Origin of the sequence: Lysinibacillus sp. JK80, assembly GCF_027557635.1 — a bacterium.
GTDB classification, from domain to species: Bacteria; Bacillota; Bacilli; order Bacillales_A; family Planococcaceae; genus Lysinibacillus; species Lysinibacillus capsici.
Map to the genome: position 1 here is coordinate 3,117,740 of NZ_CP058997.1, position 23,631 is coordinate 3,141,370.

The window sequence follows — 23,631 nt, forward strand, 5'->3', positions numbered from 1 at the left end:
AGCAAGAATGTTAATCAACATTCACTCGCTGCTTATTATCTATCAGTTAAATCGTTGAGCAATCATATCGTAAATAAAACGTGCCTGGTCATATTCAGGTTGTAAGGTAAAGGCTTGTTTCAAATGATACATTGCATCCTCTGTTTGTTCGGTAGACACGGCATATAGTACGCCTAAATTATAATGTGCATCTGCATTATTCCAATCCTGTTCAATTAAGAGATCTAGTTCCTTCTTCCCTTCCTCAAACATTTCTAATGCACATAACACTATCGCATAGGCTAAACGAATCTGTGTATCTTCTGGAGCAATTTCTACCGCACGTTGTAAATAAGGTAATGCCAATTTTGAGTTATCCAACCGTTCAAAGCATTTCCCCATCATATAATAGACATCGGCACCTTCAATATGATGTTTTAGCGCTTGCTCATATAGCTTCACGGCCTCGGCATAGCGTTCAGCATTGTAATATAAATTCGCTAGACCGTAATAGGCTGTAGCTGCTGATTCATCTACAGTGATTGCCTTTTGGAAGAAACGCTCTGCACGTTCAATATCCTCTAATACGGCTAATAAATTGCCGAAATTTACATACCCAATAGCATTTTCAGGCTCTGCCTCTATTGCTTTTGTAAATAGTTGAGCAGCATCCTCATAACGTTTTTCTTGAAATGCTTGGATGCCCTGTTCATTATAATTCATTTGTTCTTCACCTCTATGTAGCGAAAGACTGCTTTTAGGAAGCCAAGAGGCCATAAAAGCAGTCTTAACGCAATTTATCCAACATATGTTAGTTTTTCATTACTTTTAAAGACTTCATCAATCGTTCCGCCACCCATACATTCTTCTCCGTTGTATAGCACTACAGCTTGGCCAGGTGTAATTGCACGTACAGGTTCTGCAAATGTAATGTGTGCACGCCCATCTGGTAAAATTTCAACTTCTACTGGTGTATCGGTTTGACGATAACGGAATTTTGCTGTGCAAGAAAATTTCCCAGGCAATTTTTTTGTCGAAGTATAGTTCATTTTCACAGCTGTTAATGATGTTGAATACGAATATTCATTGTCAAAGCCTTGTCCGACAAGTAGAACATTACGCGCTAAATCTTTTCCTAGCACAAACCAAGGCTCGCCGTCCCCACCAATACCAAGCCCGTGTCGTTGACCAAGTGTATAGTACATTAAACCATCGTGTTGGCCCATTACAACGCCATCCATTGTTTCCATTTTCCCAGGTTGAGCTGGTAAATATTGACTTAAGAACTCCTTGAAATTACGTTCACCGATAAAGCAAATGCCTGTTGAATCTTTTTTCTTTGCCGTAGCAAGGCCAGCTTCTTCTGCAATTTTTCGTACTTCTTTTTTCTCTATATCACCAATTGGGAACATTACATGCGCCAATTGCTCTTGCGATAATTGATTTAAAAAGTATGTTTGATCTTTATTATCATCAACGCCACGTAACATTCTAACTTCACCATCACCATTACGATCAATTCGTGCATAGTGACCTGTCGCTAAATAATCAGCACCAAGGTTCATGGCATGCTCTAAAAATGCTTTAAATTTAATTTCTTTATTGCACATAACATCAGGATTTGGTGTACGCCCTGCTTTATATTCTTCTAAAAAGTATGTGAAAACCTTATCCCAATATTGTTTCTCGAAATTGACAGCATAGTATGGGATACCAATTTGATTACATACTTTTATTACATCGTCATAATCTTCCGTTGCCGTACAAACACCGTTTTCGTCTGTATCATCCCAGTTTTTCATAAAGATCCCGATTACTTCATACCCTTGTTGTTTTAACAAGTATGCCGCCACCGATGAATCTACCCCACCTGACATGCCGACAACAACTCGAATTTGAGAGGGGTCACGTGTTTCTTTCATTGTGGTCACCTTTTCTTTTATCTAATTACAGTTTATGTTTCAATATTTTAACGAAACATAACATAAGTATTTTGCAAATTATTTTTTAGCTAGTTTTTTCACAATTAGAGCCGTTTTTTCTGCTGCATCTTGTATATCCTTTTCCGTTAAACCCTGCCCAAAGCTGAATCGGATTGAATTTCGTAGCTCCTCTGCACTTTGTCCAAACATTGCTACTAACACATGAGAAGGATCAATCGATCCTGCAGTACATGCCGAACCACTCGAAACATAGATACCTGCCATATCAAGGTTCACTAAAAATGATTCTACCTCCATGCCTGCAAAGCTAATATTTAAGACATGAGGCAACGAATACACCTCATCACCATTTACATGGAATGCTAGCTTTTCCTGTGAAAAAACAGCAAGCATAATTTGCTTAAAGTGATTGTATAGTGAACGCTTTTCTTCACGCAACTCATTTGCAACTTGCACTGCAGTCGCAAAAGCAATAATGGCAGGTATATTTTCAGTACCTGCACGACGTTTTTTCTCTTGTGCGCCCCCAAGAGCATAACTTGCTAACGGTGTTCCTGCTTTTTGATAAAGAAATCCAACACCTTTTGGACCGTTGATTTTATGAGCAGATACACTCAATAAATCCACCTGTAATTCATTTACATCAATGGACTCTAAGCCATAAGCCTGAACCGCATCTGTATGGAATATGGCACTATGCTCACGCAATAGCGCGCCAATCTCAGCAATTGGCTGTATCGTTCCAACTTCATTATTTCCATACATAATTGTCACTAAAATGGTATCATCACGAAGGGCTTTTTGGACATCCTCAATCGCGACACGCCCTTTTTGATCAACAGGTAAATAGGTCACCTCAAAGCCATCACGTTCAAGTTTTTCACACGTATGTAATACTGCATGATGCTCTACTTGCGTTGTTATGATGTGTTTTCCTTCATTTGCACGGGCATAGACAGTTCCTAAAATTGCCATATTGTCAGCTTCTGTGCCACCACTTGTGAAAATAATTTCCCCTGCTTGCGCACCAATGGATTTCGCCAATAGCTCACGTGCATCATCTAGATATTTCCTTGCTTCTCGACCTGCTTTATGAATACTCGATGCATTGCCAAATACCTCTTGCATAGCAGTTGTCATCGCTTCTATTACTTGGCCATTCATTGGAGATGTGGCCGCATGATCGAGATAGATATATGAATTCATGTTGAAAACTCCTTTTTAAACTCTGTGACATCCGCCAGAGGCTTTCGCTTGATTCAGTTAATGCTTGCAAAATAATAAAAGTGTTCTTCGCTCCTCTATAAGTGAGGAGTCTTCCGTACTTAGTGGTTCATTTTAGTACAAAACATTTGCTGAATCGAGATAAAAGCACAAAACCCACATCACTCATCGTAAAAATAGCCATTGAGATGTGAATAGTTCACAATCCCCCAATAAGATGAAGTGAATGCAGGAGTAGCGCTTTAGCTTAAACTATTTTAAATATAGAACATGTAGCCTTCCACTACATTTTCCTCTGTATATTGTGCTAAATCTTCAATTGTCGTTGTATCTAACACGTTTTTTACTGCATCACGAATACGTAGCCATAACTCACGTTGCGGGGCTTCTTCATTTTCAATACCCTCTACTGGTTGAATCGGCCCTTCTAGCACACTAATAACATGGGCTGCTGAAATTTCGCTAGGTGGATTTGCTAGCATATAACCACCATAAGCACCACGTACACTTTTTACTAAGCCTGAATTACGAAGCGGAGATACTAATTGCTCTAAATATGCCTCTGAAAGTTCCTTTTCCGCCGCAATTTTACGCAAGGGAATTGGCCCTTCCCCATAATGCTTTGCTAATTCAATCATAATTGTAAGCCCATAACGGCCCTTTGTTGAAATTTTCATTTTATCACCCTCAATTAGTCTAGTCAAAATACTACCAACAGTATATCATAATCTCCTCTTGATGAACTCGGAAATACACCTAGAAGGATATGATATACTAATTAAAGCGATTCATAATCGTTCAAAATCCATATGAGAGCTTTATTTTAGCGTAAAAAAATGTAAGAAGCAAAAAATGACAACGACAGAAAGGGGAAGTTATTTTGCACAATGAACCACTCGCTTTTCGAATGCGACCTTTAACCCTTGATGAGATTGTTGGTCATCAGGATTTCATTGGTCCCAACACAGCCCTTTATAAAATGATTCAAAATGAACACGTCCCTTCCATGTTGCTATATGGAGAACCTGGAATCGGTAAAACATCCATTGCCAATGCCATTGCAGGAAGTTCCAAGCTCCCTTTCTTCGCACTTAATGCCACACGAGCTGGCAAAAAAGATGTGGAAGATATTGTACAAGAAGCAAGAATTTCAGGGAAAGTAATACTTTTCCTAGATGAAATTCACCGTTTCAATAAATTACAGCAAGATACACTGTTACCACATGTAGAAAATGGATCAATTGTATTAATTGGTGCCACGACAGAAAATCCCTATCATGATGTTAATCCAGCGATTCGTTCACGCTGTGGCGAAATTTACCAGCTAAAACGCTTAACGAAGGAAAATTTAATCGAACTAGTTGAAAAAGCACTTGCTGATGAAAGACGCGGACTAGGTAAATATCATTTTGCCTTAACACCATCACAAATTGAACAAATTGCCGCCGCAGCAAATGGAGATGCACGAAAGGCGTTAACTTTGCTAGAATCCATTTACTATGCCAGTGATGAGGTGGATGGACAAACGGTTGCTGCCGACCATGTCATTGAACATCTCATTAGTCGAATTGGTGTGTATGGCGATAAAAAAGGATCACATTTTTATAATTTACTATCAGCCCTGCAAAAGTCTGTGCGTGGCAGTGATACCAATGCTGCTCTGTATTATCTAGCGCATTTATTGGAAACAGGCGATTTAGTGGCTGTCAGCAGACGCCTACTTGTTATGGCCTATGAGGATATTGGTCTAGCTAATCCCGAAGTCGGACCTCATATATTAGCTGCTATTCAAGCAGCCGAACGACTAGGATTACCAGAGGCACGTATCCCACTTGCCAGTGCTGTCATTGAAATGTGCCTTGCCTCAAAATCCAACTCAGCCATTATGGCTATTGATGCTGCCATTAAGGCTATTCATGAAGGCAAAACAGGTGATATACCTCATCATTTGCGAGATGCTCATTACGAGGGTGCAAAAGATTTAGGACACGTTGGCTATCAATATCCTCATAACACACCGATCGGAACTTTTGGTGGTTGGGTAGACCAGCAATATTTGCCAGACGAACTTGTAGGAACTGAATTCTACAAACCTGTTATTGCTGGTGAGGAAAAGCGCATGGCTGGCATCTACGACAAACTAAAATCATTTCAAGATAAGAAATAATAAAACAAAGCAAAGTCACTATCTTAAGTAATTGAAATGACTTTGCTTTTTATATAACAACAGGATAGGCTACTCTAGCAATCATCCTGTAAAGCTCGGGTTATTTGTTGTATATCGTTCATGGTAAAACAAATTTAATGGTTCTGCCAAATGTCGAAGTGATGGCAAAATGGACTCTTTCACATCTCCTTCATTTGCCTTACTATGCAAAAAAACAATCAAATTATACGACTGATACAACAAGCTGGCGAACTCTTGATTGTTTTCTCTTACCTCAAAGCGAATTGCTTTTACAGCAATTGCTTGTGCAATTTTTTGTTCTCTTGTTTCACAGGAGGGCTCCTTACTTAATTCGTCATCCGACACTCTGTATAACCGTTTTAATGCACCATATACCTCTTTATTTCCACTAAATCGATCTTTTAACCATTGCAAGACAAATTGCAAAAGAATAACTGCATAGATAAGGGAAAGACATTCATCGCCACGTGATTTTTTTGCTAAGCGTTGGAAATATTCTGCTTGTGTGACTAGTTCAAAAAGAATTAAACGTATTGGATAAAGCATGGCATGACCGCTATTGATGTAAAGCTTTTCTCGATCTCTATACATAGCCAACCAAATATCTTTGACCAATGAAATAGATTTCCTTGTTGAGAGCGCTAATTGACATTGAATAAGCTCCTGTTCAATTGTCGGTTGGATAAGCTGTAGAAATAAAAGTTCATCTTCCTCACTAACTAATAAAAGCGGCTTTTCCAAATTCGCCAAATCTATTTCTATTCCATTTACAATCATTGCTTAGCCCCCTTCCAATAAGTTCTTACAGCTAAGTTCTTACAGCGTGAGCACATATATTACCAATTTTCTAACTATAATTCGACAAAAAAACATAAATACCTTTCAAGAAAATATGCCTTTTTACTTTCCTCACAATAAAAAAGAACCCACGCTACTAAAAGAGGCAAATAAATCACTCTCTTTCCACATCGAACATTGTAGAAAAAACTGATTTAAATCCCAATAAGTTACGTAGATTCTTGACGTATAGGCTATTTTCAGAAAATAGATAGTCTATTATTGTCTAAAGTTTATGCAGGAAGTTCTTGTTCCACAAATAATTTAAATTGTTGAAGACATTGCTTCACTTCACCTTTTTGTGACAGTACTTCGTTGCGTATGTTTGTTGCTTTTTCTTCATCCTCTAGCACTTCAGTTAAAAGAGCCAAGATATCTTCTAATAATTGCTCATTCTCTTCCTGCTCAATACTCGGTAAGGAATAGGCTGCTATTTTTAATAAATGCTCTACTTTTTCAGGCGTTTTTTGCAAAGCATTCGAAGAATAATAGGTCGATGCAGCTAAAAAGTAGCATAATTTTGCACAACAATCGATAAATAAATGCCAATACGTATTTGCTTTCGGTAATTCCCCTGCCCGCTGATTAACATATTCCTTATAATAGGTAGTGACTTGTATATATAAAGGATTCAATTCTCTCATGGCTTTCGGATAGTTGTTGGATGTATCCAAATAGTCAAATACAATGGCATTCATTTTCTCTTGAAGTTTAACAATATCTAAATGATCACGAATTACTTGAATTTCCATTTTCCCACTCTCCCATATGTCATTTGCTGTTTAGCTTTCTGGCTATTCACTGAGTAGCACCAAGCATCCCAAACAAACTGATCGATTATCTAATGGATGATTCAAATTATAGCAATAAACCATATGAAGTAGTGTGGACATGAAAAAAATAAGACAATTTCGTGAATTAATAGCATTTTATGTACATAAGAGGAACTATTTTGGTAAAATTATACCCTTTGTACATAATCATCAAATAAGCATGGTTCGTTTGCTCGATCGATAATTTCAATAATACTTCCATGCACATATTTTTTAATGCGCTTTTGAGGTATATAAAAATAAGCATTGTTCATAATTAACCATTCACTTAATGTTAAATCACTACCTGATTGTTGATTCGTTAAGATTTTTTTGTGTCGCAGAACATCAGCCATTTTATAAAAACCATCTGACAATTCGTAGGCTGATACATCAAAATTAAAAATGGGGCTGACAACCTGTCCAACATCAAAAATATGTATAGTTTGGTTTTCTTCATCTATAGCTAACTCTACTGTGCTAATCTCGTCGAAAAGATTTAAACCTCTATACTCCATTTGATAAATTTTTTCCATTTGTATACGCCTCCTTTTTTACAACGGTCTAATTGTAACATAGAAAAAGTAGCTACCTCTAAATACAATTAAGGCAGCTACTTCTACGAAAATGAACATTTATGCTGTTTTTTGACTATTACCAAAGCACCGTATTTGGTATTAACCTTGTACGCGCGTAATTTTCACATCTTTTAGGATGGTATTGACTACCCAGCTTGCTGCAATTAAACCTGCTACTGACGGTACAAAAGCGTTAGATGAAGGTGGCATCTTTGCTTTTCGAATTGCTGCATCAGGCTTACCTACATGTTCGACAACATCTGGACGTACGACAATTGGACTTTCATCTGAAAATACAACCGTAACACCCTTATGAATACCTTCTTTACGTAGCTTAGTACGAATGATTTTAGCCAATGGGTCTGTATGTGTTTTTGAAATATCTGCAATTTGGAAGCGAGTAGGGTCCATCTTATTTGCTGCACCCATGCTTGAAATAATAGGAATATTACGCTTTAAACATTCCTTCATTATATGAATTTTATACATCACTGTATCACTTGCATCAATTACATAATCAATGCCTTGTGCAAAAAATTCTTCATAAGTTTCTTCCGTATAAAACATGTGCATGTCAATCACTTCACATGCTGGGTTAATATCTGCAATACGCTCTTTCATGACAGCTGATTTTGATTGACCAACTGTTGATAAGTATGCAACAAGTTGTCTGTTGACATTTGTGATATCTACATTGTCCTTATCGACTAGAATAATACGGCCGATTCCGCTTCGTGCACATGCCTCAGCCGCGAATGAACCGACACCACCCACACCAAGAATGGCAACCGTTGTATTTTTTAATTTCTCGAGACCCTCTGTTCCTATTGCGAGCTCGTTACGTGAAAATTGATGTAACATCCTGACACTCTCCATCTATGAAATTTTATTAGTAAACCTAGTTATATACTAAGATAAAATCAAAACCTATCTTACATTTTATCATGTTATTGTTCAAGATAAAAATATAAAGAAAAAGTCAAAATTGTCTACTTAAATCCTTTGAGATAATAATCCATAAAAAAATTCCATCCAATTCTGCTATATATGGTAAAATGGCACATTAAAATTAGTTCATTAATCAGGTAAATCTTATATAACATTATGCTCAACCACATAAAGAAAAAGAGATTGATGACTCAATCTCTTTCTCACTCTTCTTTACTTTGTAAAACCAAATGATGCCCATGGTTGAATGCATGTTAATAAAAATAGTTCTTCCTCGACAATGCTAGCTACGACATTACTCGATCCTGTATTCGGAATGTCCTTTAGCACAATCTGTAGCTCTCCCTTATAACGAACATCTAAATTATTATCAATCGTGACATCTCCTCTTTTTAATGGCCGTATATCATGCACAGGAAAATCTCCATTTTTATATTTTACGCGGGATTGGGTGCTCCGAATCACGTATTCAGACACATCACCCCGATTAAAATGAGGCTCTTTATAAAGAATCGTCTCCTCTAAAATGCTTGTGTCTTCAGACTGGACAACCCTTAACTCAAGCTTATTACGATTTAATTGTCCTAATGCACGTAGTTCTTCCTCAGAAGCAAACATATTGCCAATAATACAATCGTCAATTAACCCTGTATGCCATAAATCTTTCGCCTGTACAGTGATTGGGAGATAACGGTGTTCCTCTAATGTAGGTAACCCGTGCTCTGTTTGCTCCCAAGGTCCATATTGACCATGTTGTGAGGAGATCATTGCTGCTGTTCTCACATTGTGCTCTTTAAAGTGTTGTGACGTTTGTACAAAATGCTGACGAGATAGCCCCGTAAATCGTTTTGGATAAAAATTATGACAGCCGATAATGTTCTCTTTATTGGGCTGATAAGAGATAATATTATCTACATACTTCGTACCATTACTAATGTTTAATTCTATTTTTAGATGACTTGCATCGAGTGACATCAACGCTTCTTCTTGACCTGAAAATCCCATATCTAAACGTAAGGCTGCCAAATAATAATGTTCTTTTAAATAGCCAATATCCCTATAAGTTAAGCCTAAATCATCAAAAACACCTGGTGCAATATCAGCGGATATGTCAAAGCCGAGGCGTTGCGCAAATTCGTTGATTTGTTGTAATTTTTGACGCTCCTCATCCTGTTTTAATGACATTAGGCATGTGAATATACGATCAAAGCCATTATCATGAGCCAGCTGAACATAGCGCTTCATCTCCTCTAGCGTACTATGCTGCGGATATAGCGAGATTCCTAATCTTTTCACTTCAAACCCTCCGTTAATTGATGCTTATACTTCCACTTTTTGTCCTCTGGATTCCACTACAGATTCCTCACTCTGTGCCGCTAAAGCAGCTTTTTGCTCATTCTGCCTTGCCATACGGTTCGCCATCGAGATAAATGGCAGATAAATACAAACAGCGATGATAATTAAGACCATACTCAAAACAGCACCACGCCAAGATTGAGTTGCTAAAAAACCATTAATAATCGGCGGTGTTGTCCAAGGCGGTGAAACGGTAGCGGCTGGCACCCAACCCCATTTCGTTGCAAAGAATGCAATTGTTACGTTTATCATTGGTGTCAAAATGAACGGAACAAATAAAACTGGATTTAATACAATTGGTAACCCAAAAAGTAATGGCTCATTGATATTGAAAATCCCAGGTGCTGCGGATAGTTTCCCAACTGTATTATATTGCTTATTCTTTCTCGCAAATATGAAAATCGCAATAATAAGTGCTATTGTCGTACCAGAGCCTCCCATATTAATAAAAGCATCAAAGAATGGTTTATTGACAATGTAAGGCGCAACTTTACCAGCAGAGATTGCTGCAACATTTTCATTAATAGCTGGTAAATTAATCGTTTGCATGAATGGTTCGATGATATTTGCTCCATGTACGCCAAGTGTCCATAAAAATGTAGGTATAAATGCCAAAATTAAAGCAGCAAGCCATGTATTTGTAAGACCCATAAATGGCTCTTGAATCGCAGAGTAGAAGGACCCGACAATATCTGGTATATCAAAACCTGCTGAAATAATTGTACGTACTAAAGCAAATATTCCAATCGTAATAATGGCAGGAAGTAACGCAGCAAATGATTTGGAAACAGCTGGTGGTACACCAGTTGGCATTTTGATTAGTAGTTTAGGATTGCCAGACAATCTACAAAACAATTCTGTAGAAAGTAGTGCAACAATCAGAGCAATAAATATACCACCCGTGCCTGTTGTTAAGCCGGTTAATCCGCCTTCCCCGAAAGTCCCAAACGTCATGTAGCTTGATAAACTAATTACTCCAGCAGACAGACCATCTTTTTGATAACTTTTAGCAAGATGATAAGCAACAGTAAAGGCAAGTAGCAGTGAAATGATATTAAATGTAGCACTCCAAATATTACCGCCAAATTGAGTCCATGTCTCATGTTTCCAGATGGCATCGAGTGTATTTTGATAAAATTTGATAGGCAAATTGTTAATAAGTACAGCCAAAGATCCCACAATCGTTAAAGGCATAATCGTAATAAATCCGTCACGAATGGCAACTAAATGACGCTGATTCCCTACCCTAGCAGCAACCGGTACAAACTTTTCTTCTAAAAAACGGAACACTCACATACACTCCCTTTGCTTTTTATTGATAACATCAAAATTTGATGTTACTCCCCTTGGATTCGTTCATATAGCTCAATCATTTCCTGTGCTAAATCTCGAAAAGTAATAGCATTCATTAAATGATCCTGGGCATGAATTAATAACATCGAAACCTCTACCTTTTCTCCCCTTGCTTCTTGAGACAGTAACCCCGTTTGAGCATGATGCGCTTCAATTAATGACTCATTCGCTAATTTGATTTTTTCTTTTGCTGCCTCAATTTGCCCCTTTTTTGCTAGCTGAATAGCTTCCATACACTCACTTTTCGTATTTCCACTATGCACAATCAGTCCCATAATGGATGCCATTAATGCTGTATCTTCCATTCCCCATTGCCCCTTCTTTTATCCAATTAGTTGTAGAGCCTGTTTCAGGACATTTTCACCGTTCATCATGCCGTAATCCGCCATATTGATCACATCGATTGGAAAGCCTTTATCCTTATATTTTGTTTCAAATGAACCTTTCAAATAACGAACCTGTGGGCCTAATAAAAGAACATCAGCCTTCTTTGTCGCTAAGATCTTTTCCACCTCTCCTTCAGCAATGGCGTAAATATCGGCGTCAATATTTTGCTCTTGCGCTGCTTTTTGCATCTTCGACACTAATAAACTAGTACTCATACCTGCTACACACACTAACATGATGTTTTTCATTCGATACACTCCTTTTATTTTCTTCGATTGTGTAATCGCTTACTTATTTTGAGAATAGCACCTATTGGTATATACCACAATATAAATTTTACATTAAATTTATTTATATCAAGTTATTTACAAAATTGGGCTATATCAATTTTGTCGTGAAATTAATGATTATAATCAACTGGTATAGTCCAGAAAAAAAGCCAAAAAATTTTTAAATTTTCTTATTATTCAATACCTAGAAATACTCATAAAATGCTGGCTTTTCAGTAGGGATTGCCCATTGCCACTGTTCGATCACCTTTTCTACCGTAGGTTGATTAGCATAGACAACTGTTTCTTTGACAGAAAGATAACCTGCCATCATCGCAGAAAAAAGATTAATTGGTAGTGTTAACATATGCTTGTCAGAAACTGAACTTGTCTCAATTATTGCGACCTGACCATTTTTATTTATTTGATAAATATGCTCATTCCAGAGACAAAATGGATCTTCAATACGAATCGTTAATGTTTCTTGAATATCCTTCCACGGATACTGCTGCATAAATGCATAAACATCTACTACTCTAATCATCACATCCTGTATGACTTCCCTTTTGAATTGTGGCTCCTTGAAATAAAAGCCAAAAGGATAATGATTACTAGTAACTCCCGTTATGCTACTGACACTTGCTGCATGAGATGTCATATAACGCCACATGGCTTGTTCAGCTAAGAAATTTGCTACAATAAAGTCTTGGATAGTAAATGTCCCATCTCGAATCGTATAACGAATATAGCCTTCTATGTTACTGCCTTGAAAATAGGCAGCAAAGTGACTATCTGGACTCCTTCTTTCAAGTCTTTTCCACCATCCATCATCCCTTACCATGCCACCATTTCGAATGATTGCCTGTGCATTATGAAAATCCTTAATCATCTGAAAGAGCACAGGATCTAACCACTCAAAGCTCATCCTTTTCATGTCGTCTACTTGTTTCCCTAAAGAGGGAAACATAGTTTGAGGGATTGTATAATGGAGCTTCTCAAAAAATAATTCCCAGCCAAAATAACGATAGAAGGACACAGAAAATGGCGCTAATACTGAAATCGTTTGTCCATTGTCTCGCATTTTTTGCAGCGCTTCTGTCATAAGCCTTTTGATAATACCCTGTTGTCGATACTCAGGATACGTTGCAACAAAGCCAATGCCTCCCATTTTAAATGAAACTCCATGCACTGTAATATTTAGCGGTAATATTAATAGCTGCCCAACAATTTTTTTGTCATCATAAGCACCTAAGGTCGTGCTTTGCTCAATCCAATAATGAAAATCCTCTCGACGAGCCCCTGAGTACTTATTTGGAAAGCAATAGTCTCTCAATCGATGAATCTGCCCATAATCATTAGGCGAGACGATGTGAATGTCCATTTAACCACCCCTTTAATTCCCAATATTCAGATAATTATTCATAAGATTCTTTTACAGTGGCATAATCACAACCACTGCAAGAATCTTTTATCCCTCTTGCCATTCTTCTCCTATTGCTTTAGACAACATGACTTCAGTATTAGTTTGAAATAATGTTGCTACATCTGGCCCATCTGCTGAAATTTCCACTACACTTCCTGGTTTAACACCTAATGACATCACGCCCATAATAGACTTTAAATTAACGGATTTTTCTTCGTATGTTAATTTAATATCACTTTGAAATGGTGTCACTGCAGTTACGAGTAATGCAGCCGGTCTGGCATGAATACCTTCAGTAGATGTAATTTTATACATTTTCTTCATTTACATACCTCCACTCTTTCACGTGAAATTAATCCGATGTTGATATTTGGCAATCATTTTCTCATTATGTGACCAATCCGAATCAACATTATTGCTGACAAAAATCGGTAACTCTATTGAGGACTTTGCTAGTGTTTCTATGATTTCACTGAACAAAGCATTTAATAGTAATGAACCAATAACAGTAGATGCTGGCGCATACTGTATGTCATGTATAGTTAGTACACCATCACCAATCGGTATATGGGTATTAATTACAAAATCTACCACATCTTCTAGCCGCAGCCCACTGTGATGACGTGTAGTCTGTTCCTTATAGTGGAGCGATTGGAGGGATAGCACAAATATCCCTGAGTCCTTTGCTAATAAAGCGGCGTCAATAGGTGCTGCATTTCTCCCTGAGGTTGAAATGACGATGCAAACATCATTTTCACGAAAGTCAAACTGTTCCTTATGCTGTTCAACAATAGTTGAATCTTTCTCATTGATTGAAGAAGCTAATGCTCCAGCATGTAAAGCTAATGGTTCAATAAATATAGGACGGACGGGTACTAAACCACCTGCTCGATAAAATGCCTCCTGTGCCAATAGCTGTGAATGACCACAACCAAATAATTGAATTATCCCACCTTTTTGGAGACGTTGGACAATGATTTGAGCCACATCACTTATATGTGATGCCTCCTGTTCCTTCACAACCTGGATAAGCTTTTCGATTTCAGAAAAATATGCATGCATAAAATCACCTTTTAATTTCACTTATGAATTTATAACGATCAGCTCGATACGTACTGCGTACAAGCTCAAAGGGCTTACCATCTGATAAATAACTTGTACGTTTGATAATTAAAACTGGTGCTGTTTGATTAATTTGTAGAAACTTACTGTCCTCTTTCGATACGATGGCTGCCTCCATCTGTTGTACCGCATTTCCTATTTTTTGATGGAACTTTGCTTCGATTAAGGCATAAAGCGAGCCCATTATTTGCTTCTCATCCAACTCCGGATAAATTTTAACTGGGATATATGTTCTTTCGATTGCCATTGGTTGCGCATCTGCATTTCTTATGCGCACTACAAAAAATACTTCTTCGCCAGACTCTATCATTAAATCTCTTGCAATATCCACTGGTGGTATGATTTTCTCAAATCGTAATACCTTACTGCTTGGTTCCATTCCTCTTGCCCGCATATCTTCCGTGAAACTCGTTAAGCCTTTTAACGGTTGCTCTAATTTTGGATTTGCAACATACGTTCCTCTCCCTTTTTCACGATATAATAGACCACTATTTACTAGATTGGTAATGGATTGACGAACAGTCATTCTACTTACATCAAATTGTGCAGAAAGCTCTCGTTCTGATGGGATAGTCTCACCAATTCTGTATTCTTCTAAATAAATTCGTTGTTTAATAATCTCTTCTATTTGTATATAAATAGGTATATGAGAATTTTTCTCTAACAATTCTTACACCTTCCTTATCGCCTTTATGATTTCTCCATACAACTTTACCTCGTTAGATCGGTTTTTGTATTTCGCATGATTAAACAAAGCTAAATGATATCCACGATAACAGTGTAAAAAGGACATATTTACACAGTCGCTTGATGTGGTAACTTTCTCACTATCATTGTAGCATCTGAGCTCAATCATTGTACCATTATATTCTCAACTGACTAATCACCGTCTCGTAGTTTTGATCCAATTTGCCTTCTTTTCAATAGGCTTTTCCCTCATGTGTTTTGTATCAATCACAATTAAAACGCTTTCAAAATCATTTAAATAAAGTGTTTATCCTCGTAATATCTGCCTAAAGATATAATGTATCTTTTCCTTTAGCGGATATAGCTTCTCAAAAGGTATAGTTGTCTATACCAATTATATGCTGCTTCATCAGAAATAAAAAGTAATTTTTCATATTTTCTAAACATTCACTCAAAAAACTCCACTAGTTCTTGTTTAATTTTATGTAAAAAAAAGGAGCTATTAATAAGCTCCTCTCAATCCTATGTATAGGACGAATCCCAATTGTGCCGTAATGCCAAGAAACATTCGTTTTGAACCCGCAATTTGCAGGTGGGTGCCCGCTTTGCAACTTTAAACGTCCCGCTTTGTTAGGGGCATGTTTGCGACTACAAAATGAAGGCTCCCGATTCTATAATGTTCGGTCAAAACTGTGAAGTAGAGTTAGCAGTTAGACAAACACATCAGGATTCGTATTACAGTTATCATAACACCACTTTTCTGATAATTCAAACGATTTTCTCTAATAATCTATAATTTCTTACGAAAACGCAAAAAATACCTAGATTCCCAACAGTATTTGCTAGGTAATCCAGGTATTTTGAATTATACATTATTTTCTAAATGGTTTGATAGCCAGGCTTAGTTCACTTAGTTGCTCAGGAGATACTTCGCTTGGCGCTTCTGTCATCAAGCAGCTTGCACTAGCTGTTTTAGGGAATGCGATTGTATCGCGTAAATTAGTACGACCTGCTAATAGCATAACGAAGCGATCAAGACCAAAGGCAAGACCTGCATGTGGTGGTACGCCGTATTCAAACGCTTCTAATAGGAAGCCAAATTGTGCTTGTGCTTCTTCTTCTGAGAAGCCAAGTAATTCAAACATTTTCTCTTGTAGGTCACGTTCGTAAATACGTAATGAACCACCACCAAGTTCATAGCCGTTTAAAACGATATCATATGCTTGTGCACGTACTGCTGCAGGGTCTGTGTCCATTAACGCTATATCTTCATCAAACGGGCGTGTGAATGGATGGTGTGCTGCATAGTAGCGTCCATCTTCCTCAGAGTATTCGAATAATGGCCAATCAGTAATCCAAAGGAAAGCAAATCGTGATTCATCGATCAGATTTAAATCTTGTCCTAATTTTGTACGAAGAGCACCTAATGAAGCTGCTACAACATCGGCTTTATCTGCTACAAATACTAGAATATCGCCAACTTCTGCTCCCATACGCTCGATTAAGGCTGCTGCTAATGCCTCGTCAAAGAATTTCGCAATTGGTCCGTTTAAACCTTCTTCTGTTACCTTTAACCAGGCAAGACCTTTTGCTCCGTAAATCCCAACGAATTTTGTTAACTCGTCCATGTCTTTACGGGAATATTTGTCAGCTGCACCTTTAATATTGATACTTTTCACTTGTTTTCCTTGTGCAACCGTATCAGCAAATACTTTGAAATTACAGCCTTCAAAAATATCATTTAACGCCACAAGCTCTAATCCAAAACGTACATCTGGCTTATCTGAACCATAACGATCCATTGCTTCTTGGTATTTCATGCGCTGGAATGGTGCAGGAATGTCAATTCCTTTTACTTCTTTCATAACCACTTGAATTAAGCGTTCGTTCATTTCTAATACTTCTTCTTGTGTTAAGAAGCTCGTTTCAATGTCCACCTGTGTAAACTCTGGTTGACGGTCAGCACGTAAATCTTCGTCACGGAAGCAACGCGCAATTTGGAAGTACTTTTCAAAACCAGCAACCATTAATAATTGCTTAAATAATTGAGGTGATTGTGGTAAGGCATAAAATTCACCTTCATGTACACGTGAAGGAACTAAATAGTCTCGAGCACCCTCTGGCGTTGATTTTGTTAAAATTGGTGTTTCAACTTCTAAGAATCCTTCATTTTGTAGGAAGTTACGAATTGTACGTGTCACATCAGAACGCATTTTGAAAGTATCGAACATTACGGGACGACGTAAGTCTAGATAACGATATTTTAAACGTAAATCTTCTGATACATCTGTACGATCTTCGATTTGGAATGGCGTTGTTTTTGCCGTATTAATTACGACTAATTTTGTTGCTTCCACTTCAATTTTACCGTTTGGTACATTCGGGTTGATTTGATCCTCTGTACGAAGGATGACTGTGCCTTCCACTTCGATCACATATTCACTACGCACTTTATCCGCTAATGCGTGTGCTTCTGCAACATCTGGACTAAACACAACTTGCGTAATACCTGTACGGTCACGCAAATCAATAAAAATTAAACCACCAAGGTCACGACGACGCTGTACCCAACCTTTTAATACGACTTTTTCGCCTTGTAACGCTTCTGACAGCTCGTTACTAGCATGTGTTCTTGTAGCCATTGTTAAATTCCTCCAAAATATCTTCAATTTATGTAGCATTTCCTAGAAATGCCCTCTGTCTATTTTTAAGCTTTTTGTGTTAAATAGTTCACTAGCTCTGAGAACGCCACTTTGTGCTGCTCCCCAGATTCCATATGTTTTACAGCCGCTGCTTGCTCTTCAAGTTCTGTTTCGCCAAGAACAAGCGTATATTTTGCACCTAGTCGATCCGCTGATTTCATTTGAGCTTTCATTTTACGGTCTAAATAATCCATCTCTGTCGCAAGTCCCTTCGCTCGGAAAGTACTTGTCAGCTCAACAGCCTTTTGCTTCGCTTCATCGCCCATTGCAATAATGTAAACATCTAGCCCTGAAGCTGTGTCTAATTCAACACCCTCCGCTTCAAGTGCCAGCAACAAACGCTCAATACTTAATGCAAAACCTATACCTGGTACATCTGGACCGCCAATTTCTTGCACTAATCCATTGTAGCGTCCACCACCACATAATGTTGTAATAGCACCAAAGCCTGATGCTGTGGACATAATTTCAAAAGTTGTGTGATTATAATAATCAAGTCCTCGTACAAGATTTGGATCGACCTCATATGAAATACCCAATGTATCTAAGTATGATTTCACTTGAGCGAAATAAGCAGCTGACTCTTCTGTTAAGAAATCAGTTAACGCTGGAGCCGTTTGCATTAATGGATGCTCACGATCTACCTTACAATCTAAAATTCGCAATGGATTCTTTTGTAAACGATTTTGACAGTCTGAGCAAAATTCATGAATATGTGGCTCAAAATGCTGTAATAAAGCAGTACGATGTGTATCACGTGTTTCTTTATCGCCAAGAGAATTAATCACTAATTTTAAATCCTTTAAACCCGCTGATTCGTAGACGTCCATAGCAAGAGCAATGACTTCTGCATCAATCGCAGGATCTGCTGAACCAATTGCTTCTACTCCAAACTGTACAAATTGACGATAACGACCAGCCTGTTGGCGCTCATAGCGGAACATTGGTCCTAAATAAGAAAGCTTAACTGGCTGATCAGGAGCACCAAACATTTTATGCTCCACATAGGCACGTACGACACCAGCCGTATTTTCTGGACGTAGTGTTAATGAACGCCCTCCACGATCTTCAAATGTATACATTTCCTTTTGTACAACATCAGTTGTTTCCCCAACACCACGTGCAAATAGATCCGTTTGCTCGAAAATTGGTGTGCGAATTTCGTTATAGCGATAAACACGACAAATATCACGAATAATCGCTTCAACTTTTTGCCATTTTTCAGATTGACCTGGCAAAATATCTTGTGTCCCTCGTGGCACTTTAAAACTCATGTAATTCCCTCCTATATTGATTGCTTATGATAGAGCAGCTGTAGTCCCACTTTGAGCGAATGCATGCTTTGGTTGAGCAAATTTTTGTCCGGTTGGAGCGGGTTACAGCCTTGATGAGCGCTTTTCATATTAATTAGAGCGCCTTCCCCCTCTTTTCTGAGCAAAAACAACAATCCCTCTTAAAAAACTCATTACTTTTTGAACAACAAAAAAGCCCTCGTCCCTTGCAATAGCAAGGGACGAGAGCTGTATAAGCTTCCGCGGTTCCACCCTAGTTGACACAAATGATTACATGTGTCCTCCTCTTAATCGGATAACGGCCGATTCCGTTTTTTCCTACTAGGCACTACTTTTCAGAAAAAAGCCTCTCAAGTGTTATTCACGTGATACATTTTTGTAGGAAAGATTGCAGCCTAAGTCTTTCCCTCTCTTTTCCAATAGTGGTATACGCTACTTGCTTGGTCATAAGCGATTAATCATTTTTCGATTACCCTTTATGTTAGTCACTAGCCAAAGCAATGTCAACTATTTTTGTATTTTTCATCAGTCTATGTTGAAAATAACTAATTCTGTTACCATTTTACCACGAATTTTATGATAAAAGCATGGTAAAATAGCACAAGGAATAGGAGGAATCTGATGAGGACAAAAATTTTACATAGTATAATCATCTTCGTACTAATGGTAACGATGGCGATGCCAAATAAGAACTTTGTTCAAAGAGCTTCCGCTGATACCAGTGATCTAAAAGTCGCTGGAACGATTCTTCATTTGCGAGAGGGTCCTGGATTGTCTTATCCCATTATTACGACTTTAGAAGAAGGTGACCCTTTAACCTCAATCGGTCGAGAAGGTGATTGGTACCAAGTCAAAGCAGGTAATTACGAAGGTTGGGTTGCCTCTTGGCTGACAGCACCTACTAATGCTAAACAAGTGATCGACAAAACCGTCATTTCACAAGTTGACCGTTTAAATATTCGAACAGAACCAGATATCTCTTCAGCGGTTCTTGGTCAACTTTCTACTGGTAACCAAGCAAACCTCGTTGAAGAAAATGGAGAATGGGCAAAAATCGATTGGAATGGACTAACAGGATGGGTATCGAAGGATTATGTCACGATCAACGATAACCCTAAAAAAGAAACAGAGCCCAAAGAAGATGCTGTAGAAGTAACTACTACAACGACGGCACCCGCTAACAAAGATACAACCTTCACCATTTTAGTGGACACCCTTAATGTTCGTAAGAAGCCCGATTTGAACGCTAAAAAAATCGGCACAGCAACAAAAGGACAAGCCTTTAAAGTCCTCGCACATGAGCATAATTGGGTACAAATTCAGTACAATGATAAAAAAGTAGGTTGGGTCTATAGTTTTTACGGTACATTCTCCAATAAAGTAAAAAGTACCTCAAAAACATCAACTTCCAAAGAGTTAGAGTCTGTTACGATTATCTATAATGGGACAAACCTACGAACGGATGCCTCAACAGCAGCAGAAGTGGTTGAACGTGTAGATGCTGGTGTAAATTACCCGATAGTAGGCGTTAAAAATGATTTTTATGAAATACAAATAGACGACGAAAAAACAGCTTTTGTCGCGAACTGGGTGGTCACAACAAGTTCCAATAAAGCGACAAGTCCACAGAAAGAAAAGGAAGAGCCTCGCAAAAAAGGTACTTTAACTGGATTAACGATCGTTGTTGATGCTGGTCACGGTGGAAATGATCATGGCACAACTGGACAACGAGGTACAGAGGAAAAGGGCATTACTTTAAAAACGGCTACTTTGCTTGCTTCCAAGTTAAGTGCTGCTGGCGCAAACGTTGTCATGACGAGAGAATCGGATGAATATGTGGCATTGCGTAAGCGTGTATCGATTGCCCATCAATATGAGGCAGATGCCTTTATTAGCCTTCATTATGATGCGACAGATGATAGCTCCATTAACGGCTTCACATCCTATTATATGAATAGCAATCAAAAAGGGCTTGCTGAAGCAATTCATGATGGTCTTTCCAGTAAACTAGATTTAAGAGACCGTGGTACACAACAAGGGAATTATTTAGTTTTACGAGAGAATCGTCAAAAGGCCGTCCTTATTGAGTTAGGCTTTTTAAGTAATTCCAGTGAGGAGCGCGTCATTACAACAGCTAAATTCCGTGAACAAGCGACTCTTGGTATTTATCAGGGAATTCTCAACTACTTTAATGAACAAGATGAATAAGCAAAAAAAAGCTGCGGATGATGATAACATCCACAGCTTTTTTATATTTAAGATATTCCTAATGCTACCGCAGCAATTAGCGCCAGACAGGCAATCAATGCCCACCCAAGAATCATCTTCCAGATAAACTTAATCCACTTTTCATATGGGATACCTGCAACAGCTAAATACGCCATTAATGCAGACGAAGTAGGAATAATAGAGTTCGTTAAGGAATCCCCATATTGGAAGGCTAAAACAGCCACTTGTCGCTCTAATCCTAATAAATCTGTGATTGGAATCATAATCGGCATTGTTGCAGCTGCCTGTCCACTACCAGATGAAATAAATAAATTCAAAAGAGCTTGGATAAATAACATGCCGATTGCACTGATAGCATGTGGCAAATGTCCAATTGTTTCTGAGGCTGCATAAACGATTGTATCAATAATTTTCCCCTGCTCTAAAACAACTGTAATAGCACGGGCAAAACCTACAATTAAAGCACCAAATGTTACGGCCTTGGCTCCCTCAATAAAGGAATCAAAGATAGTAGCAGGTTTTAAACCACCAATTAACCCTGCAATTAACCCCATAATTAAAAAGGATGCAGTTAGCTGCGTTAAGAACCAGCCCCAGTTAAAGACACCATAAATATTAAAGCCAATCCCACAAGCCATGACAATAAACACGAATTTATGCTTGCCTGTTAATGCAGGGATGTCAATCGCTGAAACATTGGATTTAGCTTTTTGCTCAATATCGTAAATAACGCTTGCTTGAGGATTCTTTTTCACCTTAAAAGCATAGCGAGAGACATAAAAAATAGCAAAACTTAATACAAAAACATAGACAACAGCACGGAAGCCAATCCCTGAGAATAATGGTACATCAGCTAATGATTGTGCAACACCTACCGTAAAGGGATTAAGCATTCCTCCAAAAAATCCACTGGCGGCACCAAGTGTAATCATGGCTGTTCCTGTTACAGCATCAAAGCCCATCGCACGTGCAATGGCCACACCAATTGGTACGAAAATAATAGTTTCTTCCGCCATCCCCATTGTAAAACCACCAACAGAGAATAAAATCATCGATAAAGGAATCAGTAATTTCTCTCGGCCCTCTAAAGCTTTTACCCCTTTATAAACACCAGCCTCAATAGCACCTGTAGAACGAATAATACCAAATACACCACTGACTAAAAAAATGTAGAAAATAATTTGAGCCCCTTTTTCGAGACCCATTGGAACCGCTGTAAACATTTCAAAAAAGGAAACTGGCTCACTCTCAATATGATGATAGCTTCCATCTACAACGAGCATTCGCCCTTCTTCATCCTCTACACGTTCAAACTCACCCGCTGGTATAATATAGCTTGCAATACCTGCTAAAAAAATAATAGCAAAAATAATCGTATATGTATGAGGTACTTTCAACCAGCTTTTCTTCTTGACCCCCTGTTCATTTTCCATTAAACCACGCTCCTTTTTCTGATTTAGACATTAGCAGTATATTGTCGCTATTTGTCGCTAATTGAAAATAAATATACATGAGTTTAAATTTATTGTAAAGTATTAATTTTCTATTATTTCTGAAAGCACACGCTACCTTTCCTAATTAAACCTCTTGTTCCTCTCCTATAAACATAGAAAATTTTATACACATACTCAAATAATAATGGGCATTTTCAACGTTATTTTTTGTTTTCCAAAATAATAATTTCATCTTATATGACGAATTGTTTTTTATTAAGGCAGGAGCAATATGCGGCGGTGTTAGAAATGATAAAGTTTGTATGGATTGTCTTTAAATGCTTTTTATTCATGAACTTCATAAAGATCCCCTTATTAGTGGGATGAAAGACATCAAAGGTTGTAAGTAGAATGGAAAATTGTAGGTAGCTATCCATGATGAATCAAATGGACATTCTTACATATCGTTTATATTTTTTTAAAAAAATAATATTCAAAGAGTAGCAACTGTTTTAATAGTTTTTATCTCTTCGAAATAAATTTGTTATTTAGGTATTTTTGTTTGCCCTAAACAAATAAAAAAACCTTCTATCATTTATTATGATTTGAAGGTTCATACTTTCTCATTTTTTTGTAGTTTCCAATGTCACCCATACAATTTCCTCCATCCGAATGAAGAAAGGCGTACGATTTATCTCAAGAACCATATGGTCAGGTAGTATGGATAATAAAATACCTTGTTGAATATTTTTTTCTGTTTGCACAACTACTGCCTGACCAATCATCATGTTAAGAGTTTCGTATAAATATGGATTTGTTATACTTCTCGTCTGCGTCATGTTTAAGACACTCCTTCCTATAAAACTAAC

The 23,631-nt window shown here is 37.8% G+C and carries 22 protein-coding genes, 1 other RNA gene and 1 other annotated feature; of the genes, 2 read left to right on the forward strand and 21 right to left on the reverse strand.

Annotation, left to right across the window (positions count from 1 at the left end; translation table 11 throughout):
• Window positions 1–42: 42 nt before the first annotated feature.
• The 4 genes from HXV90_RS15690 to cymR form a co-directional block, all read right to left on the reverse strand.
• Window positions 43–702, reverse strand: coding sequence for a tetratricopeptide repeat protein (locus HXV90_RS15690; protein WP_269897573.1), 660 nt, complete (start codon window positions 700–702; stop codon window positions 43–45).
• Window positions 703–776: 74 nt separating this feature from the next.
• Window positions 777–1,901 (reverse strand): tRNA 2-thiouridine(34) synthase MnmA, encoded by a 1,125-nt coding sequence (gene mnmA / locus HXV90_RS15695; protein WP_004226816.1) that lies wholly within the window; start codon window positions 1,899–1,901, stop codon window positions 777–779.
• Window positions 1,902–1,979: 78 nt separating this feature from the next.
• Window positions 1,980–3,128, reverse strand: coding sequence for a cysteine desulfurase family protein (locus tag HXV90_RS15700; protein ID WP_112118175.1), 1,149 nt, complete (start codon window positions 3,126–3,128; stop codon window positions 1,980–1,982).
• A 275-nt stretch (window positions 3,129–3,403) separates the two neighbouring features.
• Window positions 3,404–3,823, reverse strand: coding sequence for a cysteine metabolism transcriptional regulator CymR (gene cymR / locus HXV90_RS15705; protein ID WP_004226809.1), 420 nt, complete (start codon window positions 3,821–3,823; stop codon window positions 3,404–3,406).
• A 203-nt stretch (window positions 3,824–4,026) separates the two neighbouring features.
• On the opposite strand from cymR, the gene HXV90_RS15710 reads away from it, so the two are divergent.
• A complete protein-coding gene (locus tag HXV90_RS15710; protein ID WP_112118174.1) occupies window positions 4,027–5,313 on the forward strand; it encodes a replication-associated recombination protein A in 1,287 nt (428 codons plus the stop codon).
• A gap of 81 nt (window positions 5,314–5,394) precedes the next feature.
• Here HXV90_RS15710 and HXV90_RS15715 read toward each other — a convergent pair whose 3' ends face one another.
• From HXV90_RS15715 to hisS, 15 genes are all read right to left on the reverse strand, one after another.
• The gene (locus HXV90_RS15715) at window positions 5,395–6,111 is read right to left on the reverse strand and encodes a hypothetical protein (protein ID WP_269897574.1); all 717 of its coding nucleotides are present in this window, start codon (window positions 6,109–6,111) and stop codon (window positions 5,395–5,397) included.
• A gap of 293 nt (window positions 6,112–6,404) precedes the next feature.
• Complete coding sequence (locus HXV90_RS15720) at window positions 6,405–6,923, reverse strand: hypothetical protein (RefSeq protein ID WP_112118172.1); 519 nt, start codon at window positions 6,921–6,923, stop codon at window positions 6,405–6,407.
• Window positions 6,924–7,132: 209 nt separating this feature from the next.
• Window positions 7,133–7,519: a hypothetical protein gene (locus tag HXV90_RS15725; protein WP_112118171.1), complete on the reverse strand. Its 387-nt coding sequence runs from the start codon at window positions 7,517–7,519 to the stop codon at window positions 7,133–7,135.
• 141 nt (window positions 7,520–7,660) lie between these two features.
• The gene (locus tag HXV90_RS15730; protein WP_048392126.1) at window positions 7,661–8,422 is read right to left on the reverse strand and encodes a tRNA threonylcarbamoyladenosine dehydratase; all 762 of its coding nucleotides are present in this window, start codon (window positions 8,420–8,422) and stop codon (window positions 7,661–7,663) included.
• Window positions 8,423–8,722: 300 nt separating this feature from the next.
• Window positions 8,723–9,805: a DUF871 domain-containing protein gene (locus tag HXV90_RS15735; RefSeq protein WP_269897575.1), complete on the reverse strand. Its 1,083-nt coding sequence runs from the start codon at window positions 9,803–9,805 to the stop codon at window positions 8,723–8,725.
• 24 nt (window positions 9,806–9,829) lie between these two features.
• On the reverse strand, window positions 9,830–11,155 hold the full coding sequence (locus tag HXV90_RS15740; protein WP_048392124.1) for a PTS sugar transporter subunit IIC: 1,326 nt from the start codon (window positions 11,153–11,155) through the stop codon (window positions 9,830–9,832).
• A gap of 47 nt (window positions 11,156–11,202) precedes the next feature.
• A complete protein-coding gene (locus HXV90_RS15745; protein ID WP_004226783.1) occupies window positions 11,203–11,523 on the reverse strand; it encodes a PTS lactose/cellobiose transporter subunit IIA in 321 nt (106 codons plus the stop codon).
• 18 nt (window positions 11,524–11,541) lie between these two features.
• The gene (locus HXV90_RS15750; protein WP_004226780.1) at window positions 11,542–11,853 is read right to left on the reverse strand and encodes a PTS sugar transporter subunit IIB; all 312 of its coding nucleotides are present in this window, start codon (window positions 11,851–11,853) and stop codon (window positions 11,542–11,544) included.
• A 226-nt stretch (window positions 11,854–12,079) separates the two neighbouring features.
• Window positions 12,080–13,255, reverse strand: a complete 1,176-nt coding sequence (locus HXV90_RS15755; protein ID WP_269897576.1) for a GNAT family N-acetyltransferase — start codon at window positions 13,253–13,255, stop codon at window positions 12,080–12,082.
• Between the two features lie 87 nt (window positions 13,256–13,342).
• The gene (locus HXV90_RS15760; RefSeq protein ID WP_269897577.1) at window positions 13,343–13,621 is read right to left on the reverse strand and encodes an HPr family phosphocarrier protein; all 279 of its coding nucleotides are present in this window, start codon (window positions 13,619–13,621) and stop codon (window positions 13,343–13,345) included.
• 18 nt (window positions 13,622–13,639) lie between these two features.
• On the reverse strand, window positions 13,640–14,359 hold the full coding sequence (locus HXV90_RS15765) for an SIS domain-containing protein (protein ID WP_269897578.1): 720 nt from the start codon (window positions 14,357–14,359) through the stop codon (window positions 13,640–13,642).
• A gap of 4 nt (window positions 14,360–14,363) precedes the next feature.
• Window positions 14,364–15,086 (reverse strand): GntR family transcriptional regulator, encoded by a 723-nt coding sequence (locus HXV90_RS15770; RefSeq protein ID WP_004226770.1) that lies wholly within the window; start codon window positions 15,084–15,086, stop codon window positions 14,364–14,366.
• A 553-nt stretch (window positions 15,087–15,639) separates the two neighbouring features.
• A non-coding RNA gene (gene ssrS, locus HXV90_RS15775) (6S RNA) lies at window positions 15,640–15,839 on the reverse strand.
• Between the two features lie 139 nt (window positions 15,840–15,978).
• Complete coding sequence (aspS, locus tag HXV90_RS15780; protein WP_269897579.1) at window positions 15,979–17,748, reverse strand: aspartate--tRNA ligase; 1,770 nt, start codon at window positions 17,746–17,748, stop codon at window positions 15,979–15,981.
• A 65-nt stretch (window positions 17,749–17,813) separates the two neighbouring features.
• Complete coding sequence (hisS, locus tag HXV90_RS15785) at window positions 17,814–19,082, reverse strand: histidine--tRNA ligase (RefSeq protein ID WP_054550047.1); 1,269 nt, start codon at window positions 19,080–19,082, stop codon at window positions 17,814–17,816.
• Window positions 19,083–19,314: 232 nt separating this feature from the next.
• Window positions 19,315–19,557, reverse strand: a binding site (T-box leader).
• Window positions 19,558–19,721: 164 nt separating this feature from the next.
• On the opposite strand from hisS, the gene HXV90_RS15790 reads away from it, so the two are divergent.
• Window positions 19,722–21,308, forward strand: a complete 1,587-nt coding sequence (locus HXV90_RS15790) for an N-acetylmuramoyl-L-alanine amidase family protein (RefSeq protein WP_054550045.1) — start codon at window positions 19,722–19,724, stop codon at window positions 21,306–21,308.
• Between the two features lie 47 nt (window positions 21,309–21,355).
• Here the strand turns inward: HXV90_RS15790 and HXV90_RS15795 are convergent, their stop codons facing one another.
• Together HXV90_RS15795 and HXV90_RS15800 are read right to left on the reverse strand one after the other, a co-directional pair.
• On the reverse strand, window positions 21,356–22,762 hold the full coding sequence (locus HXV90_RS15795) for a YfcC family protein (protein WP_054550044.1): 1,407 nt from the start codon (window positions 22,760–22,762) through the stop codon (window positions 21,356–21,358).
• Between the two features lie 623 nt (window positions 22,763–23,385).
• The gene (locus HXV90_RS15800) at window positions 23,386–23,601 is read right to left on the reverse strand and encodes a DUF2642 domain-containing protein (RefSeq protein WP_004226745.1); all 216 of its coding nucleotides are present in this window, start codon (window positions 23,599–23,601) and stop codon (window positions 23,386–23,388) included.
• Window positions 23,602–23,631 lie beyond the last annotated feature (30 nt).

Bases quoted from the DNA above. Each gene is read 5' to 3' on its own strand.
- HXV90_RS15690 (WP_269897573.1), bottom strand. From the start codon at position 702: ATGAATTATAATGAACAGGGCATCCAAGCATTTCAAGAAAAACGTTAT.
- mnmA (WP_004226816.1), bottom strand. From the start codon at position 1,901: ATGAAAGAAACACGTGACCCCTCTCAAATTCGAGTTGTTGTCGGCATG.
- HXV90_RS15700 (WP_112118175.1), bottom strand. From the start codon at position 3,128: ATGAATTCATATATCTATCTCGATCATGCGGCCACATCTCCAATGAAT.
- cymR (WP_004226809.1), bottom strand. From the start codon at position 3,823: ATGAAAATTTCAACAAAGGGCCGTTATGGGCTTACAATTATGATTGAA.
- HXV90_RS15715 (WP_269897574.1), bottom strand. From the start codon at position 6,111: ATGATTGTAAATGGAATAGAAATAGATTTGGCGAATTTGGAAAAGCCG.
- HXV90_RS15720 (WP_112118172.1), bottom strand. From the start codon at position 6,923: ATGGAAATTCAAGTAATTCGTGATCATTTAGATATTGTTAAACTTCAA.
- HXV90_RS15725 (WP_112118171.1), bottom strand. From the start codon at position 7,519: ATGGAAAAAATTTATCAAATGGAGTATAGAGGTTTAAATCTTTTCGAC.
- HXV90_RS15730 (WP_048392126.1), bottom strand. From the start codon at position 8,422: ATGTTACATCAATTTTCACGTAACGAGCTCGCAATAGGAACAGAGGGT.
- HXV90_RS15745 (WP_004226783.1), bottom strand. From the start codon at position 11,523: ATGGAAGATACAGCATTAATGGCATCCATTATGGGACTGATTGTGCAT.
- HXV90_RS15750 (WP_004226780.1), bottom strand. From the start codon at position 11,853: ATGAAAAACATCATGTTAGTGTGTGTAGCAGGTATGAGTACTAGTTTA.
- HXV90_RS15755 (WP_269897576.1), bottom strand. From the start codon at position 13,255: ATGGACATTCACATCGTCTCGCCTAATGATTATGGGCAGATTCATCGA.
- HXV90_RS15760 (WP_269897577.1), bottom strand. From the start codon at position 13,621: ATGAAGAAAATGTATAAAATTACATCTACTGAAGGTATTCATGCCAGA.
- HXV90_RS15765 (WP_269897578.1), bottom strand. From the start codon at position 14,359: ATGCATGCATATTTTTCTGAAATCGAAAAGCTTATCCAGGTTGTGAAG.
- aspS (WP_269897579.1), bottom strand. From the start codon at position 17,748: ATGGCTACAAGAACACATGCTAGTAACGAGCTGTCAGAAGCGTTACAA.
- hisS (WP_054550047.1), bottom strand. From the start codon at position 19,082: ATGAGTTTTAAAGTGCCACGAGGGACACAAGATATTTTGCCAGGTCAA.
- HXV90_RS15790 (WP_054550045.1), top strand. From the start codon at position 19,722: ATGAGGACAAAAATTTTACATAGTATAATCATCTTCGTACTAATGGTA.
- HXV90_RS15795 (WP_054550044.1), bottom strand. From the start codon at position 22,762: ATGGAAAATGAACAGGGGGTCAAGAAGAAAAGCTGGTTGAAAGTACCT.
- HXV90_RS15800 (WP_004226745.1), bottom strand. From the start codon at position 23,601: ATGACGCAGACGAGAAGTATAACAAATCCATATTTATACGAAACTCTT.